17 protein-coding genes are annotated in these 15455 nt (G+C 43.6%); 14 read left to right on the plus strand and 3 right to left on the minus strand.

Annotation, left to right across the window (positions count from 1 at the left end; all coding sequences use genetic code 11):
• Positions 1-39: 39 nt before the first annotated feature.
• The 11 genes from A5878_RS01590 to truA all read left to right on the plus strand — a co-directional run bounded on the left by A5878_RS01590 (position 40) and on the right by truA (position 7148).
• Entirely contained in the window at positions 40-684 is a 645-nt protein-coding gene (locus A5878_RS01590; RefSeq protein WP_005227100.1) for an adenylate kinase, read from the plus strand.
• Positions 685-872: 188 nt separating this feature from the next.
• Positions 873-1091 (plus strand): translation initiation factor IF-1, encoded by a 219-nt coding sequence (infA, locus tag A5878_RS01595; protein WP_002288695.1) that lies wholly within the window; start codon positions 873-875, stop codon positions 1089-1091.
• Between the two features lie 32 nt (positions 1092-1123).
• The gene (gene rpmJ / locus A5878_RS01600; RefSeq protein ID WP_002288710.1) at positions 1124-1240 is read left to right on the plus strand and encodes a 50S ribosomal protein L36; all 117 of its coding nucleotides are present in this window, start codon (positions 1124-1126) and stop codon (positions 1238-1240) included.
• A gap of 17 nt (positions 1241-1257) precedes the next feature.
• Positions 1258-1623, plus strand: a complete 366-nt coding sequence (rpsM, locus tag A5878_RS01605; RefSeq protein WP_005227102.1) for a 30S ribosomal protein S13 — start codon at positions 1258-1260, stop codon at positions 1621-1623.
• Between the two features lie 27 nt (positions 1624-1650).
• Positions 1651-2040, plus strand: a complete 390-nt coding sequence (rpsK, locus tag A5878_RS01610; protein WP_005227104.1) for a 30S ribosomal protein S11 — start codon at positions 1651-1653, stop codon at positions 2038-2040.
• A 79-nt stretch (positions 2041-2119) separates the two neighbouring features.
• Positions 2120-3058 (plus strand): DNA-directed RNA polymerase subunit alpha, encoded by a 939-nt coding sequence (locus A5878_RS01615; protein ID WP_008376367.1) that lies wholly within the window; start codon positions 2120-2122, stop codon positions 3056-3058.
• Between the two features lie 70 nt (positions 3059-3128).
• The gene (gene rplQ / locus A5878_RS01620; RefSeq protein ID WP_003128038.1) at positions 3129-3509 is read left to right on the plus strand and encodes a 50S ribosomal protein L17; all 381 of its coding nucleotides are present in this window, start codon (positions 3129-3131) and stop codon (positions 3507-3509) included.
• 271 nt (positions 3510-3780) lie between these two features.
• Positions 3781-4617, plus strand: a complete 837-nt coding sequence (locus A5878_RS01625) for an energy-coupling factor ABC transporter ATP-binding protein (protein ID WP_005227109.1) — start codon at positions 3781-3783, stop codon at positions 4615-4617.
• Positions 4593-5459 carry an energy-coupling factor ABC transporter ATP-binding protein gene (locus A5878_RS01630; RefSeq protein ID WP_005232516.1) on the plus strand — a complete coding sequence of 289 codons (867 nt, stop codon included), beginning with the start codon at positions 4593-4595 and terminating at the stop codon, positions 5457-5459. The genes A5878_RS01625 and A5878_RS01630 overlap by 25 nt, the downstream gene beginning before the upstream one ends.
• Positions 5449-6246 (plus strand): energy-coupling factor transporter transmembrane protein EcfT, encoded by a 798-nt coding sequence (locus tag A5878_RS01635; protein ID WP_005227113.1) that lies wholly within the window; start codon positions 5449-5451, stop codon positions 6244-6246. Before A5878_RS01630 ends, A5878_RS01635 begins: the two co-directional genes overlap by 11 nt.
• Positions 6247-6401: 155 nt before the next feature.
• Positions 6402-7148: a tRNA pseudouridine(38-40) synthase TruA gene (gene truA, locus A5878_RS01640; protein WP_010748617.1), complete on the plus strand. Its 747-nt coding sequence runs from the start codon at positions 6402-6404 to the stop codon at positions 7146-7148.
• 57 nt (positions 7149-7205) lie between these two features.
• Here the strand turns inward: truA and A5878_RS01645 are convergent, their stop codons facing one another.
• Positions 7206-8519, minus strand: a complete 1314-nt coding sequence (locus tag A5878_RS01645) for an MFS transporter (RefSeq protein WP_086294424.1) — start codon at positions 8517-8519, stop codon at positions 7206-7208.
• Between the two features lie 302 nt (positions 8520-8821).
• On the opposite strand from A5878_RS01645, the gene A5878_RS01650 reads away from it, so the two are divergent.
• Positions 8822-9808, plus strand: a complete 987-nt coding sequence (locus A5878_RS01650) for an Rgg/GadR/MutR family transcriptional regulator (RefSeq protein WP_086294425.1) — start codon at positions 8822-8824, stop codon at positions 9806-9808.
• A 208-nt stretch (positions 9809-10016) separates the two neighbouring features.
• Here A5878_RS01650 and A5878_RS01655 read toward each other — a convergent pair whose 3' ends face one another.
• Together A5878_RS01655 and rpmB are read right to left on the minus strand one after the other, a co-directional pair.
• Positions 10017-12665 (minus strand): YfhO family protein, encoded by a 2649-nt coding sequence (locus A5878_RS01655; RefSeq protein WP_086294426.1) that lies wholly within the window; start codon positions 12663-12665, stop codon positions 10017-10019.
• A gap of 162 nt (positions 12666-12827) precedes the next feature.
• Positions 12828-13016 carry a 50S ribosomal protein L28 gene (gene rpmB / locus A5878_RS01665; protein WP_005232504.1) on the minus strand — a complete coding sequence of 63 codons (189 nt, stop codon included), beginning with the start codon at positions 13014-13016 and terminating at the stop codon, positions 12828-12830.
• A gap of 266 nt (positions 13017-13282) precedes the next feature.
• Between rpmB and A5878_RS01675 the strand changes: the two genes are divergently transcribed.
• Together A5878_RS01675 and A5878_RS01680 are read left to right on the plus strand one after the other, a co-directional pair.
• Positions 13283-13645 (plus strand): Asp23/Gls24 family envelope stress response protein, encoded by a 363-nt coding sequence (locus tag A5878_RS01675; protein WP_005227125.1) that lies wholly within the window; start codon positions 13283-13285, stop codon positions 13643-13645.
• A 46-nt stretch (positions 13646-13691) separates the two neighbouring features.
• A complete protein-coding gene (locus tag A5878_RS01680; RefSeq protein WP_086294427.1) occupies positions 13692-15374 on the plus strand; it encodes a DAK2 domain-containing protein in 1683 nt (560 codons plus the stop codon).
• Positions 15375-15455: the final 81 nt, after the last annotated feature.

The raw sequence follows: 15455 nt of genomic DNA on the forward strand, positions 1-15455 counted from the left end.
TTCCTCAACACTATTCAAAAACTTACAGGAGGAATTAGAATGAACTTCATTTTAATGGGATTACCTGGTGCTGGAAAAGGTACTCAGGCAGAACGTATCGTTGCTGAATACGGTCTTCCTCATATTTCAACAGGCGATATGTTTCGGGCTGCGATGGCGAACGAAACAGAATTAGGCCTTAAAGCAAAATCATACATGGATCAAGGCGCATTAGTTCCTGATGAGGTTACAAATGGGATCGTTAAAGAACGTTTAGCTGAACCTGATACCGAGAAAGGTTTCTTATTAGATGGTTTTCCTCGTACATTGGATCAAGCAAAAGCGTTAGATGAGATGCTAGCTGACCTTAACAAAAAACTTGATGCCGTTATTGATATTCATGTTCCTGAAGAAGTTCTTGTAGAACGTTTAGCCGGCCGCTTCATGTGCCGCAATTGTGGGGCAACTTATCATAAATTGTTCAATCCTCCAAAAGAGGAAGGAACATGTGATCGTTGTGGAAGTCATGACTTCTACCAACGTGAAGATGATAAGCCTGAGACGGTCAAAAATCGTCTAGCTGTCAATATCAAAAGCAGTGAACCAATTTTGACTTATTACAAAGACAAAGGGTTATTGCAATCGATTGATGGGGATCGCGACATCGACGCTGTATTCGAAGATGTTCAAAAGATCATTGACTAATCATAGATTGCCCGAGTCCAACTTGCAGCTTAAAACTTTCTCTTGAAATCTTTGACAGGATATGATAGAATATGTCAGTCCGACTTCTACTTTTTATTAAGTAGGAGCATAGTTTGAGAATATCAGGTGGGAACCGAGTTTCCGCCATTTTATCGTGTGAAAATCACAAGTACAAGGAGGTACTGTGCGTGGCAAAAGAAGATATGATTGAAGTCGAAGGTACAGTCGTCGAAACTTTGCCGAATGCAATGTTTAAAGTAGAATTGGAAAACGGACACCAAGTTCTAGCGACCGTTTCTGGTAAGATCCGGATGCACTACATTCGTATTTTACCTGGAGACAAAGTGACGGTGGAATTATCCCCGTATGATCTGAACCGTGGCCGCATTACTTATCGCTTTAAATAATTGTACTCCGTAAAACCACAGGAGGTATTATCATGAAAGTAAGACCATCAGTAAAACCAATGTGCGAACATTGTAAAGTAATTCGTCGTAAAGGACGCGTTATGGTGATTTGCCCAGCAAATCCAAAACATAAACAACGTCAAGGATAATCGGAGGTGTAACAAATATGGCTCGTATTGCAGGAGTAGATATTCCTCGTGATAAACGTGTGGTCGTTTCACTTACTTATATCTATGGTATTGGTAACACGACTGCAAAACAAATTTTAGCTGACGCTGGCGTGTCTGAAGAAGTTCGCGTTCGTGATTTAACGAATGAACAAACAGATGCTATCCGTGCGGAAGTTGATAAATTAAAAGTTGAAGGTGACCTTCGTCGTGAAGTGAACTTAAACATCAAACGATTGATGGAAATCGGTTCTTACCGTGGAATCCGTCATCGCCGTGGATTGCCAGTTCGTGGACAAAACACGAAAAACAATGCACGTACTCGTAAAGGCCCGTCTAAAACAGTCGCAGGCAAGAAAAAATAATTCCTAAGTGAAGGAGGTTAAAACTTCATGGCAGCAAAAAAAGTGAGTCGTAAACGCCGTGTGAAAAAGAATATTGAAGCGGGTATTGCACATATTCACTCAACATTCAATAATACAATCGTAATGATCACTGATACTCATGGTAATGCATTAGCATGGTCATCAGCTGGTTCATTAGGTTTCAAAGGAAGCAAAAAATCTACTCCTTTTGCCGCTCAAATGGCAGCAGAAACAGCTACCAAAGCAGCAATGGAACACGGATTAAGAACTGTTGAAGTAACAGTTAAAGGACCTGGTTCTGGACGTGAAGCAGCAATTCGTTCATTACAAGCAGCAGGTTTGGAAGTGAGTGCGATCCGTGACGTGACTCCAGTCCCTCATAATGGATGCCGCCCTCCAAAACGCCGTCGTGTTTAATGAGTGCTGCTCATTTTGAGTGTAACAAATACGTCATTGAACAAGACACTTTTCGTTTTGAAAGGGGTAATAGATAAGAATGATTGAATTCGAAAAACCAAGAATCGCAAAGATTGATGAAGACAAAGATTATGGCAAGTTCATCGTGGAACCTCTTGAAAGAGGCTACGGAACTACACTAGGAAATTCCCTACGTCGTATTTTATTATCTTCTTTACCTGGTGCGGCAATCACCAATATTCAAATCGATGGAGTTTTACACGAATTCTCAACTGTTAAGGGTGTTCGGGAAGACGTTGCTCAAATCATCTTGAATATTAAAGGTCTTGCATTGAAAATGTACGGGGATGAAGAAAAGACCCTTGAAATTGATATTTCAGGACCTGCTACAGTAACTGCTGGCGATATCATCGTTGATAGTGATGTAGAAATCCTTAACAAAGATATGTATATCTGTACCGTTTCTGAAGGTGCTACGTTCCATGCTCGCTTAACAGTGAAACCTGGCCGCGGCTACGTTCAAGCGGACGAAAACAAAAAAGAAGACATGCCGATCGGCGTTCTTCCAGTCGATTCAATCTATACACCAGTACGTCGTGTCAACTACCAAGTAGAAAACACACGTGTCGGTCGTCGGGATGATTTCGACAAATTAACGATGGAAATATGGACTGATGGCTCAATCGAACCATTGGAAGCAATGAGTTTGTCTGCGAAGATCATGACTGAACATTTAGACATCTTTGTTAACCTAACAGATGAAGCGAAAAACGCTGAAATCATGGTTGAAAAAGAAGAAACACAAAAAGAAAAAATGTTGGAAATGACGATCGAAGAATTAGACTTATCTGTTCGTTCATACAACTGTCTAAAACGTGCAGGAATTAATACTGTACAAGAATTGACAAACAAATCTGAACCAGAAATGATCAAAGTAAGAAACTTAGGCCGTAAATCTCTTGAAGAGGTCAAAGTGAAATTACATGATTTAGGTTTAGGACTACGTAAAGACGATTAAACCGTTTTCGATTACGTTAGTTCGGTTCGTCTGACCGATACAACATTCGAAAGTGAAGGAGGGAAACCACGTGAGTTATCGTAAACTAGGACGCACATCTAGCCAACGTAAAGCGATGTTGCGTGATTTGACAACTGATTTATTCATTAACGAACGTATCGTTACGACTGAAGCTCGTGCGAAAGAAGTTCGTTCAACTGCAGAAAAAATGATCACTTTAGGTAAACGTGGTGATTTGCATGCACGTCGTCAAGCAGCAGCATTCGTTCGTAATGAAGTTGCAAGTGTACGTGAAGAAAACGAAGAAGTAGTTATTGAATCAGCATTACAAAAATTATTCAATGATATCGCTCCTCGTTACACAGATCGCCAAGGTGGATATACTCGTATCTTGAAAACAGAACCAAGACGCGGAGATGCTGCACCAATGGTTATCCTAGAACTTGTTTAAAATCACACTTATCATCACTTTATAGATGTTTACTAAGAGTGTTATGATGTTGGAAGAAACTTTCCGAGTCTAGCTCAGCGCCTACACCTCGATGTATTTCGAGGTGTACGCACTCATCATAAAGTGCTTTTTTTTTACTTTCGATTACCTGTCAAGACAGGTAATGGCAAGTGAAAAAAAGATCTGGAGACAAATCGTGCGTGAATCATTGAAAAACGTGCGCTTTTTTGGTAGTGTTAGAAAGAATTAATCGCAAATGAAGGAGTCTATCATGAAGCCAATCATTGAATTGAATGCTATTACTGTGCGTTATAGCGAAGAAGAGCGTGCCGCGTTAAATAACGTATCCTTTTCCATCAACAAAGGGGAATGGGTGGCGTTGATCGGCCATAACGGCTCTGGTAAATCAACTTTAGCAAAAACCATCAATGGCTTGATCTTGCCGCAAGAAGGCAGTGTTTCTGTCGGCGAATTGCCTTTGAATGAAGAAAATATCTGGAATATTCGAAAAATGGTCGGTATGGTCTTTCAAAACCCTGACAATCAATTCGTTGGTTCGACGGTGGAAGATGATGTGGCTTTCGGTTTGGAAAATCAAGGAATCCCACGTGAAGAAATGCTGGTTCGTGTCAAAGACGCTCTGGAACAAGTACGGATGAGCGAGTTTGCGACCCGGGAACCCGCGCGTCTTTCTGGTGGTCAAAAACAGCGGGTAGCCATTGCGGGCGTCGTTGCATTGCGCCCAGATATCATCATTCTTGATGAAGCCACTAGTATGCTAGATCCAGAAGGTCGTGAAGAAGTGATCGCAACGATCAAAAAAATCAAAGAGAAAAACAATTTGACCGTGCTATCGATCACCCATGATATCGATGAAGCCGCCAACGCCAATCGGGTGCTGGTGATGCGTCAAGGAGAGCTCGTCCGCGAAGGGACACCCGCAGAGATTTTTTCTGCAGGTCCAGAACTGATTGAGCTCGGCTTAGATCTGCCGTTTCCTGAAAAATTAAAGGCGGCACTAAAACAGCGGGGCGTCACGGTACCGCAAGCGTACTTAACTGAAGAAGGGATGGTGGATTGGCTATGGACATCCGTTTTGAACAAGTAGGATTCACCTACCAACCGCATTCTCCGTTTGAACAGCGGGTTTTGTTCGATATCGATTTAGAGATCAAAGAAGGCTCTTATACCGCCTTAGTCGGTCATACAGGGAGCGGAAAATCTACGTTGTTGCAGCACTTGAATGCATTATTAAAACCAACGACTGGCACGGTCACGATCGGTGAGCGAGTCATCAAACCCGAGACAGACAACAAAAATCTAAAACCGTTACGTAAAAAAGTCGGGATCGTTTTTCAATTTCCTGAATCCCAATTATTTGAGGAAACCGTTGCGAGAGATATCGCTTTTGGACCGAAAAACTTTGGGGTCTCCGAAGAAGCAGCCAAAGGTTTAGCCCAAGAATACATTCAATTGGTAGGTTTAGATGAAAGTTTTCTGGAACGTTCACCATTTGACCTTTCAGGGGGCCAAATGCGCCGTGTAGCGATTGCTGGGGTCTTGGCTATGGAACCAGAAGTTTTGGTCTTAGACGAGCCGACAGCTGGCTTAGATCCACAAGGACGCAAAGAGATGATGGAAATGTTTGATCGCCTGCATCGGGAAAAGAACATGACGATCATTTTAGTGACCCACTTGATGGATGATGTGGCAAACTATGCTGATTATGTCTATGTGTTAGAAAAAGGCCGTCTCGTCAAAGCAGGCACGCCGTCCGTTGTTTTTCAAGATACTGCCTGGTTGCAAGAAAAGCAGCTAGGGGTACCGACAGCAACCGCATTTGCGGAACAACTCCAAGCCAGAGGATTGGCATTTGAGCAGTTGCCGCTAACGGCTGATGAACTGGCAGATGTTTTAGTAGCAAAGGGGGCGACTGCCCATGATGAATAAACTGATTTTCGGTCGTTTTATTCCTGGGGACTCCTTGATCCACCGTTTAGATCCACGAGTCAAATTGATTGCTAGTTTTTATTTTATCGCGATTATCTTTTTGGCGAATAATTGGCAAAGCTATTTATTAGCGGGTGCTTTTACGCTCTTTTGTATCTCCTTTTCAAAAATCGATTTTGGCTTCTTTATTCGAGGCGTGCGACCTTTGATTTGGCTGATTTTATTTACCGTGGCGTTACAGATTTTATTTACTACCGGCGGCGACGTCTACTGGTCTTGGTGGATCTTTAACATCACAGAATTTGGTGTCCAAAACGGGATCTTTATTTTTTGTCGTTTTGTTTTGATCATTTTCATGTCGACCTTGTTGACGTTAACGACACCCCCATTAGAGCTTTCAGATGCGATCGAATACATTTTGCGTCCTTTAAAAGCGATCCGTTTCCCTGTCCATGAAATCTCACTGATGCTGTCGATCGCGTTGCGCTTTGTGCCAACCTTGATGGATGAAACAGAAAAAATCATGAATGCTCAGCGTGCCCGCGGGGTCGATTTCGGCGAAGGGGGACTGTTGCAGAAGATGAAGGCGATCGTTCCTTTGTTGATTCCTTTATTTGTCAGCAGCTTTAACCGTGCGGAAGATCTAGCCACCGCTATGGAAGCCAGAGGCTATCAAGGCGGCGAAGGGCGTACGAAGTATCGTATTTTGCACTGGCATCAACGGGACACATTGGTTGTCATCGTTTTTGCGCTCTTTACAGTAGCGTTAGTGTTCTTACGAGGATAATCGAAGACCTATGATTGAAGTCAACCCGCGAAAGGTTCTTAACGAAGCAACGAGGCTACTGGCGATCCCAGCGGCTGGTTCGAAAAGGCCTGTCGATCGATCAGACTTTTCTCATAGGCTTTTTTGTGAAAAAATAGAAAGAAACAGGTGATTCAATGGTCCGCTATAAAGCGACGATCGCTTATGATGGCACGAATTTTCAAGGATTTCAGCGTCAACCCAATGGACGAACGGTTCAAGAAGAGATTGAAAAGACATTAACGAAGATGAACAATGGGCAGCCGATTCAGATTCATGGCTCTGGCCGCACCGATGCGGGGGTCCATGCGCAAGGGCAAGTGATCCACTTCGATTTCCCTCAAAAGCGCCCACTGGAAAAAATGCGCTTTGGTTTAGATACCCAAACGCCAGAAGATGTTGCGGTAAAATCGGTGGAGATCGTTGACGATACCTTCCATGCCCGCTACTTAGTCGTTGAAAAAACCTACCAGTTTCGAGTGGACATTGGGAAACCTCGCAGTCCTTTCCGCCGTCATTATGCCAGCTATTATCCGTATCCGCTAGATTTGGAAAAAATCCAACGAGCGTTGCCAGATTTTTTAGGCACCCATGACTTTACCAGTTTTTGCGCGACGGGCAGTTCCGTTGATGACAAAACACGGACGATCCATGAAGCGTCCATGGCAGTCAATGACGCTGGAGATGAGTTGATTTTCACCTTTCGCGGCGATGGATTTTTGTACAAGATGATCCGAATCATGGTGGGCACATTGTTGAAAATCGGCAATGGACGACTCGCACCTGACAGTATTCCTGCGATCATTGCGCAAAAAGACCGAAATGCGGCAGGACCCACAGCTCATCCAGAAGGATTGTATTTGGTTCACGTTGCCTATGAATAAGAAAAAACACAAGCTTCGCTGCTCTTGTCCAAAAAGAGAAAGCGAAAGCTTGTGTTTTTATTTTTTCTCAGGCAAAACAGGGGCAGTTTCTTGCCAATCTTCAGTCCTTTCCGCAGCGGTTTTAGGCGCAGTAGTGGTGGGTGTTTTTTCCAAGGTACCGGCAGCGACTAAGGCGGCGATGGCTACCAAAAATGCGAAAAGCAAGTAAAGCAGCCAGCTCCAAGCAACGTGATAGCGATTGCCGATGCCTAAAAAGACCATTTGTCCGACAGGTCCCCCTAGCATTACAATGGTGGAAAAGATCCCGCTGCTGATGGCGAGATGTTCTTCATCAATCTCACGAATCAGATGTGCCGAAAAGCGAGGATTGATTTTTCCAATCAGATAGCCTTCAGCAAAGAGCAGCGCAATCATGAGCCAACGGTTATGCAGGAAGAGAAAATTCAAGGTCAACAGACATAAAACGAAAGAGGTATACGCAATCAAGCGAACCAAACCGGTATTCTTGAACCAGTCGGCAGCAAACAAGGCGCCAGCGACCATACCGATCGAAGTAGCGATGCCTGCCATCGCAACGGTGTTGCCATAAGTGGCAAACCAAAGCGCAAGGTCATCCAACAGCTGGAGATTTAGTAGACCGCTCGTACTAGCAGCTAAGGTATTGATCAGTAAGGCAAAGAGGATCATCTTTTTAAGAAAAGCCGTACCAGTCAATAATTTAAAAGTATCCGAGAAATTCTGAAAGAGTGGTGTTGCTGCTTGATTGATTTTCCCTGGCACCGCATAGAAGAGCGAGCGGTTCAGGAAGATCACGATCGCGGCTAAGAAAAACGTCACGGCATTGATCAAACCAAAAGCCGCAAAATTATTATTCAGTAAAATGATCCCCAAAGCACCGATGCCTTGAAAGACGATTTGAACGGTGGTTTGACACGCCATTTGAAAGCCCATGGCACTGTCTAAGGTATCAGCAGGCACAAGACGGCGAACATAGGGCAGCTGTAACCCAGAACAATAAGCGCCCAAACAATCAGATACAATGTTGATGCCTAGCAAAAGGAAGAAAGACCATAAACTAGGCGGCAGTTGGATCAAAAAAGCGAGTGCCACAAAAAGGACTCCTTGTAATAGTCGACTGCTGATCATCCATTGCACTTTGTTTTTGGTACGATCGGCTATATAGCCGGTCAGGATCCTTAAGAGATCAGGGACTAACAGTGCCATGGAGGCTAAGGAAACAGCAAGGGCATTAAAGGGTAATGTACTGGCATAAACTACAAAGACGATATTAAATAAACTCATGCCGATGCCGCTGAGTAGGGCGGCGTTGACTAAGGCACGATAGCCGTTGTTTTGTTGATATTCTTTCATCGAAATCATCCTTTCACGTTCTACGTTGTAAAATCAGTATAGGATGCTTTATACTAAGAAGAGAAAATAATCCACTATAGTGGAATTTAAATGTACCAGGAGCGTACCAGAGGTTACTGTCACGAGTGGTTAACAGCTTAAAGAGTGGCATGTAAATAAGGTGCCGCAGATTTTGTTCCTCAACATTTTATAGGTTTGAATCTAAATTTGAATCTAGAACAGGAAAATTTAATTGCGGAGCTTCATTCGTGAAGTGGGATTGGTTTGGTGTTTGTAGACCGATCGTTGTGAGGAGGATGGTTATGGAAGAAGGAAAACTGTACCGACAATTGCGCAAAGAGCGCGGCTATACGATCGCTCAAGTGGCGGATGAACAAAACAGTCGCTCGTTTATCAGTAAATTTGAGCAAGGTGCTTCAAGTATCAGTATTCATCGATTGGAACGCTTATTAGAAAATATCCATGTCACAGTGGAGGAGTTTTATTATTTGCGTGCGCAGCAAAAAGGCATAAAAAGTCACGACAACCTGATGAGCTTCCCCAGCTATATGACGAGCGAATTTATGGATTTACTGGATCGAATTTTAGGGATCAACAAAGAAGCTTACTTGAGTAACGCCCACGCCCAGCGAAGCAAAGAAGGACTGGAGGAAATGCGCAGCGAACTGATCGCCGCTTCCAAACAGCATTCTTTTGTTTTTCTGTACCTTGAGATCACAAAGGAGATACATGAAATCAATCTCTCAGGTCCTAAACCCAATCACTCTTCTGGTGACTATATGGAAAAGCTGCGCACCAAAACTCGCCCCGTCATTTCCTACCTTACGAAAGTAGACAACTGGGGCGTTTATGAGATTTTGCTGTTTCGGTATTTTCAATTCTTGTTTCCAGTCGAAACCTCCTATCACTTACTGCAGATCGCTATTTCCCGCACCAAAAAAGAACAAGGCTTGTCCTTGATGCGAGAAATACAAATGGATTTGATTTTTAGTTGTTTTACGACGTTTGTCAATTTTCGCCGCCTGGAGTGGGCAAAAGAGGTGTTGACCATTGCAGAGGAATTATTGGCAGATCGCGGAGATATGCTAAACAGCACGCATCTTCTTTGCTATCAAGGGTGGTACTGGTATATTTATGGCGATCAAGAAAAAGGACTGTTGAAAATCGACCAAGGGCTTTCGATCTTTCGCGTCTTGAAACAAACCAAAATGGTTAACTTATGGGAGCGATCGTTGCACTCCATCAAGAAAAATGCGGAAGAACCTAACAGTTATCTTATGTTTCGCTAAACGCTCTAAGGGCTAACGGGCTAGGCATTTGGCCTCGCATCGAAGGGAACCTAGTCGGTAGTGGAGGCTAAGGCCACTAGAGCGAACAACTGCGGAACGCCAGCACAAAAAAAAACCAAACTCACCGATCATTGAGCGACACCCATAAGTCAGCGTTTGCTCTAACTTATGGGGAGCGCCTCAAAAAGACGAGTTGGTTCTTTTTCGATTAGGTTTCTGGTGGTTGATCCATGAGTTGACGTTGGTCGTCTAAAACTTGCTTTTTGGCTACTTGTTTCTGGTAAAACCAAGCAAACAGGATAAACAATGCGATGCAGCCGAAGAACAAGCAAACACCGATAACAAAGCCTTGCGGCAAGAAGGACAGTTCCAAGTGATGGGTGCCACTTGGGATCGTCACACTGATAAAGCCGTCTTGAAAGGCGGTGATTGGAACTTCTTTGCCGTCAAGCGTAGCAGTCCAGCCCTTGTCATAAGGGATGGTCGTTACAAGCTGCTGCTCTTTTTCAGTCGTGATATCGGCTTTGGCACTGCGTTTGCCGACCGTCATAGCGACCCCTCGATCTTGGATCGCATCAATTGCTTGTTGGTAAGCGTTGGTATCCAAGGTCACGACTTGCGGGTTTTGGAAGGAGATTTCAGGCGTTCCGTAGAAGCTGACGGTGAATTGAACCGTCGTATCGGTCTCATAGTGCCCTAAGTCGTAGTATTGACCGTTGATACTGATTTGCGTTTCTCGCTGCTGACCGTTGACTGTCACGGTAGCAGATGAGCTTTCCAATTCCCCAAAGTTGGCAGGGAAAAGACTCAAGTATGCTTGCGAGTTCGCTGGAACCTCCACTTGCCAAGTCACTTCTTTTGCGACATTGCTTTCTTGCTCGGTAAATTTCATATACATGCCGTCATTGGTGATATCTGTATTTTTACTATGGATCACCGTGATCGGCTGAAAGGCAAAATACTCTAAATTTAAATCCGCCAAGCCATTGAAAAGATTTTTCTGGCTCGTCAAGTTGTCGTTTTGCGGCTGTTCAATCGATTCAATGGTTGGTTCAGCCAAGAAACCTAGCGGTAACGCATTTTGATTTTCATAGAGCTTGTATTCACCAGATTCCCCCACACGTTGAAAGCCGTATTTGGTGAGATTTGGCTTGGAGATATTGTATTTGATCCCTGTAAAAGCATCCATCAGCAAGGTATTATTCGGATAGCGGATATTTAAATTGGTGCCGCGGGACCGAAAGCCCAGCTTATCCAGGTAGCTTGAGGAATTGCGGTTACGGATCGAAGAAAACATGCTGACACCGCTGTAACCATAATTGATACTGTCGTTGGAAGAAACAGGATCAAGGTTTTCTAATCGGAAAAAGGTATCATTGTCTTCGTTGGCTTGAGTGACTAGTTTTTTGATGTCCGGATAAGGTTCTGTATACAAACTACGAGAAGCATAGTTCCAATCATTCAAAATTCCGCGAACCATGCCGCTGGTATTGACGGCCATTTCTCCGCAGACGAAGATCAGCATCAAGATCGTCACTCGTTTTTGTGTTAAAAGACCTAATTGCCCGAACCCAATACATAACAAGTAAAGAACAAAGAATACGATCGTTAGCGCAAAAGAAGTAGCGGAAACATATTCATAGGTTCCAGGTCCTTTCAATGCGTAGGAGAGGGCAAACACCACGATCGTAGAAAGACCAATAATGAGAAACAATCCGCGATCTTTTTGCTGCAGCTGCTCCCACCCGTATCCCGCCAGCATGATCACTAAGAAGGAGAACAAATAGGCATAACGGAAAAGGAACATATTTGGGGCATGCATCCCGTGCCAAAAAAGATTCATCGGCACGATATAAAAACTGGCGATCAAAACAGCAAACATGCCAGCGTATAAGAATTTATCCTTCAAGCGGATTTTCTTCGAAACAAAATATAAAATACACAACAGCAACGGCAATAAACCGATATAGATGAAGGGAATGGAGCCGTATTTTGTCGTATCGTAAACACCGATCATGTTTTTCATCACGAGATCAAAGACATCGGTGGCTTCGGTTTTAAAGGAAGAAATCGTTGTTAATTCTTCCCCGTTTGAGCGCAAATCCAATAAGGCAGGTAAGATGATTACCATTGAGGCGCCGCCAGCTAACAAGGAGGTGATGCCGTAAGGGATGATCGCCCCCCGAGCTTGCTTCCAGTTGCGGCCCAACTGAACCAAGAAATACATTACGGAAAAGAGACCGATCATAAAGCCCATGTAAAAACTGGATAAAAATAACAGCAGATAACTGATAAATAACACGACTGGTTTTTTCTTTTTCGCTAAACGGTCAATACCTAAAATCACTAGCGGTAGATAGATCATGGCATCAAGCCACATGATCAGTTCCGAATGGGCGGTGATGAAGGACATCAAGGCATAACAGACGGCTAAGGTCACATGCTGCCAACGTTGGATCTTAAAGGTTTGGCTGGCATAAAACCAAAACGCCAAGCCCGCACTGCCGATCTTGATCAAGGTCAAGAAGTACAACGCATCTGGCATCAGCTGATTTGGGAAAAACAAGACCAGAGGAGTGAAGATCCCGCCTAAGTAATAGGAGATCAGTGCCAGATAATTCAAGCCTAAAGAGGCATTCCATGTATAAAAGATACTTTGCTTGCCTAAGAGCATATTGCGAAAGCTGGCATGAAAGTTTGAGAATTGCGAAAAGGCATCACTGGCTAAGACACTGCGGCTGCTGCCAGGGTAGATGCCGATGGTCAAATAGATCACTGCCATGATAAGAAACGGCAAGAAGAAACTAGCAAGCATATAAGGCCAATGTTGTTTGGCAAATGTTTTTATTTTCGTCACAAGAAGTCACCTGTTCTTTATCAATTTTTTCTTAGTTTACCACAGGTGAATCGATTAAAAAAACAAAGACCTGTTTTCTTTAATGAAAACCTAAGTGAAAGCGCACCAAAGAAAAAAGGGTACAAAAAAAGCCGTTCAAAACGAACGGCCGAAAAGGTCTAATTATACGCGCTCAACTTTTCCAGATTTCAAAGCACGAGTTGACACCCAAACTTTTTTAGGTTTTCCGTCAATCATAACGCGAACTTTTTGCAAGTTAGGTTTCACAGTACGTTTTGTCGCATTCATTGCGTGAGAACGATTGTTTCCACTTGCAGTTTTACGTCCAGTAAAGTAACAAACTTTAGCCATGTGGTTATTTCCTCCTTTGCCTTGATGTTGGAGCGCTATTTCAGCTCATACCATCTGAATTTATCACAGAAAGGTGAAAAAAGCAAGAGTAATTTTCAAGAAACATTGACTTTTCCCAGTAAACATTGTAAATTAAACAAGGTCGAAATGCAAGACGTTTGGTCAGAAAGCCCCTTTTCATATGTCTCATCCTTTTATTTGCGGTACAGCTATGATAAAATATGTAAGAAGAAAGATGGGTCATGCCCATTGAAGGAGGCTATAAAATGGCTGTAAAAATTCAAACCTCATCAGGTATTATTGAAATCAGCAATGAAGTCATTGCAACAGTGGTCGGAGGCGCAGCAACAGATGTGTTCGGCATTGTTGGTATGGCTAGCAAGAAACAAATCAAAGATAACATCAATGAAATTTTACGAAAAGAAAATTATTCTCGCGGTGTCGTTGTCCGCCAAGAAGAAAACGGCATTGCAGTGGATGTATACACGATCGTCAGCTATGGAACAAAGATTTCCGAAGTTTCCCGCAACGTGCAGGAAAAAGTGAAATACAACTTAGAAACGATGCTAGGTGTATCTGCGAACTCGGTAAATGTATTTGTTCAAGGCGTACGTGTACTGCCAGATTAGGCAAGGGATCCGTTTATGGCGGATGATTTTAAGGAGGACTATCTAAGTGAAGGTAACGAATATCAGCGCAAGTCAGTTTCAAGAAATGGTGCAGGCAGGCGCGGCTCGTCTACAAGTTAATGCAGAGTTTGTCAACTCATTGAATGTGTTTCCTGTTCCAGATGGAGACACCGGGACAAACATGAATCTATCCATGACCAGTGGAGCAAAAGCGGTCGCAGATGCGACTTCAGAAAACGTCGGCGATCTTGCCGCTACACTTTCAAAAGGACTATTGATGGGCGCACGTGGGAATTCTGGCGTCATTTTGTCTCAATTGTTCCGCGGTTTTTCTAAAGCTATCCCGACCGCAGAAACACTCACTGCACCAGAATTGGCTCAAGCCTTTACTCATGGAGTAGAAACCGCCTATAAAGCAGTCATGAAACCTGTGGAAGGAACCATCTTGACTGTGGCACGCATCGCAGCTGAATATGGCGAGAAAAAAGCACAAACTACCGATGATTGTATCGAAGTGATGAAAGCCGTGGTTCACGGTGCAAAACGTTCATTGGCGAAAACCCCAGATCTATTGCCCGTCTTAAAAGAAGTCGGCGTGGTAGATAGCGGCGGTCAAGGATTGTTGTTCATTTATGAAGGCTTCTTAAATGCGTTGACTGGGGAATACCCAGCCGATGAAATCTTCGAACCTTCCCCAGCGGCTATGGACGAAATGGTCAATGCCGAACATCATCGCAGCGTTCAAGGACACTTAGCGACAGAAGATATCACCTTTGGTTACTGTACAGAAATCATGGTGAAGATCGGTGAAGGTCCGACTGTAGATAGTGAATTTGATTATGAAACATTCCGTAATTACTTAAATGAGTTAGGGGATTCCTTATTAGTGGTCAACGACGATGAGATCATCAAAGTCCATGTCCATACGGAACATCCTGGCGAAGTCATGAATTATGGTCAAAAATTCGGCTCATTGGTGAAAATCAAAGTTGACAACATGCGTCTTCAGCATGAAACGATCTTGGAACACGATCAGCAAGAAGCAAAAACTGCACCAGTAAAACGTCCGCGGACACCATTTGCGATCATCGCGATCGCGGCTGGCGAAGGCTTGAAAGAATTGTTCACTAGCCTGGGTGCTTCTTATGTCATCAGTGGTGGCCAAACGATGAACCCAAGTACAGAAGACATTTTGGTGGCAATCAATGAAGTCAATGCTGATCAAGTGATCGTATTACCGAACAACAAAAATATCTTTATGGCTGCGCAGCAAGCAGCGGAAGTTTCCGAGATTCCAGTAGCGGTTGTTGAAACACGGACGATCTCACAAGGGATGACGGCGATGCTAGCCTTCCACGAGCAATCCACACTAGCTGAAAATCAGCAAGCGATGACTGATGTCTTAGCAAGTGTTGTCAGCGGATCAGTGACTCATGCGATCCGTAATACATCAATTGATGGCATCGAAATCACAGAAGGCGACTTCTTAGGAATGGTCGACGGCAAAATCGTCGTTTCTGTTCCTGATCGTTTCTCTGCTTCCATGACTACCTTAGAAAAAATGATCACAGAAGATACTGAGATCGTCACCATCATTATCGGTGAAGAAGGCAAAGCCAAAGAAGCAGCAAAAATTGAAGAAGCGATCGTTGAGCTGCATCCTGAGATCGAAGTAGAGATCCATCAAGGCGATCAGCCAGTTTATCCGTATCTTTTCTCAGCAGAATAAACAAATTAGGCGGCGGGGGCAAAAATCGTAGATGATTTTTGGCTCCGTCTTTTTCTATGAATGCAGGAATCTCTGCAATAA

Origin of the sequence: Enterococcus sp. 3G6_DIV0642 (assembly GCF_002140635.1) — a bacterium.
Lineage (GTDB): Bacteria > Bacillota > Bacilli > Lactobacillales > Enterococcaceae > Enterococcus_D > Enterococcus_D casseliflavus.

What these genes read in the sequence shown, in the direction of transcription:
- truA (WP_010748617.1), top strand. Translation starts at nt 6,402, where the DNA reads ATGGTCCGCTATAAAGCGACGATCGCTTATGATGGCACGAATTTTCAA.
- rpmB (WP_005232504.1), bottom strand. Translation starts at nt 13,016, where the DNA reads ATGGCTAAAGTTTGTTACTTTACTGGACGTAAAACTGCAAGTGGAAAC.
- A5878_RS01590 (WP_005227100.1), top strand. Translation starts at nt 40, where the DNA reads ATGAACTTCATTTTAATGGGATTACCTGGTGCTGGAAAAGGTACTCAG.
- A5878_RS01675 (WP_005227125.1), top strand. Translation starts at nt 13,283, where the DNA reads ATGGCTGTAAAAATTCAAACCTCATCAGGTATTATTGAAATCAGCAAT.
- rpmJ (WP_002288710.1), top strand. Translation starts at nt 1,124, where the DNA reads ATGAAAGTAAGACCATCAGTAAAACCAATGTGCGAACATTGTAAAGTA.
- A5878_RS01630 (WP_005232516.1), top strand. Translation starts at nt 4,593, where the DNA reads ATGGACATCCGTTTTGAACAAGTAGGATTCACCTACCAACCGCATTCT.
- A5878_RS01635 (WP_005227113.1), top strand. Translation starts at nt 5,449, where the DNA reads ATGATGAATAAACTGATTTTCGGTCGTTTTATTCCTGGGGACTCCTTG.
- A5878_RS01615 (WP_008376367.1), top strand. Translation starts at nt 2,120, where the DNA reads ATGATTGAATTCGAAAAACCAAGAATCGCAAAGATTGATGAAGACAAA.
- A5878_RS01645 (WP_086294424.1), bottom strand. Translation starts at nt 8,519, where the DNA reads ATGAAAGAATATCAACAAAACAACGGCTATCGTGCCTTAGTCAACGCC.
- A5878_RS01625 (WP_005227109.1), top strand. Translation starts at nt 3,781, where the DNA reads ATGAAGCCAATCATTGAATTGAATGCTATTACTGTGCGTTATAGCGAA.
- A5878_RS01650 (WP_086294425.1), top strand. Translation starts at nt 8,822, where the DNA reads ATGGAAGAAGGAAAACTGTACCGACAATTGCGCAAAGAGCGCGGCTAT.
- rpsK (WP_005227104.1), top strand. Translation starts at nt 1,651, where the DNA reads ATGGCAGCAAAAAAAGTGAGTCGTAAACGCCGTGTGAAAAAGAATATT.
- rpsM (WP_005227102.1), top strand. Translation starts at nt 1,258, where the DNA reads ATGGCTCGTATTGCAGGAGTAGATATTCCTCGTGATAAACGTGTGGTC.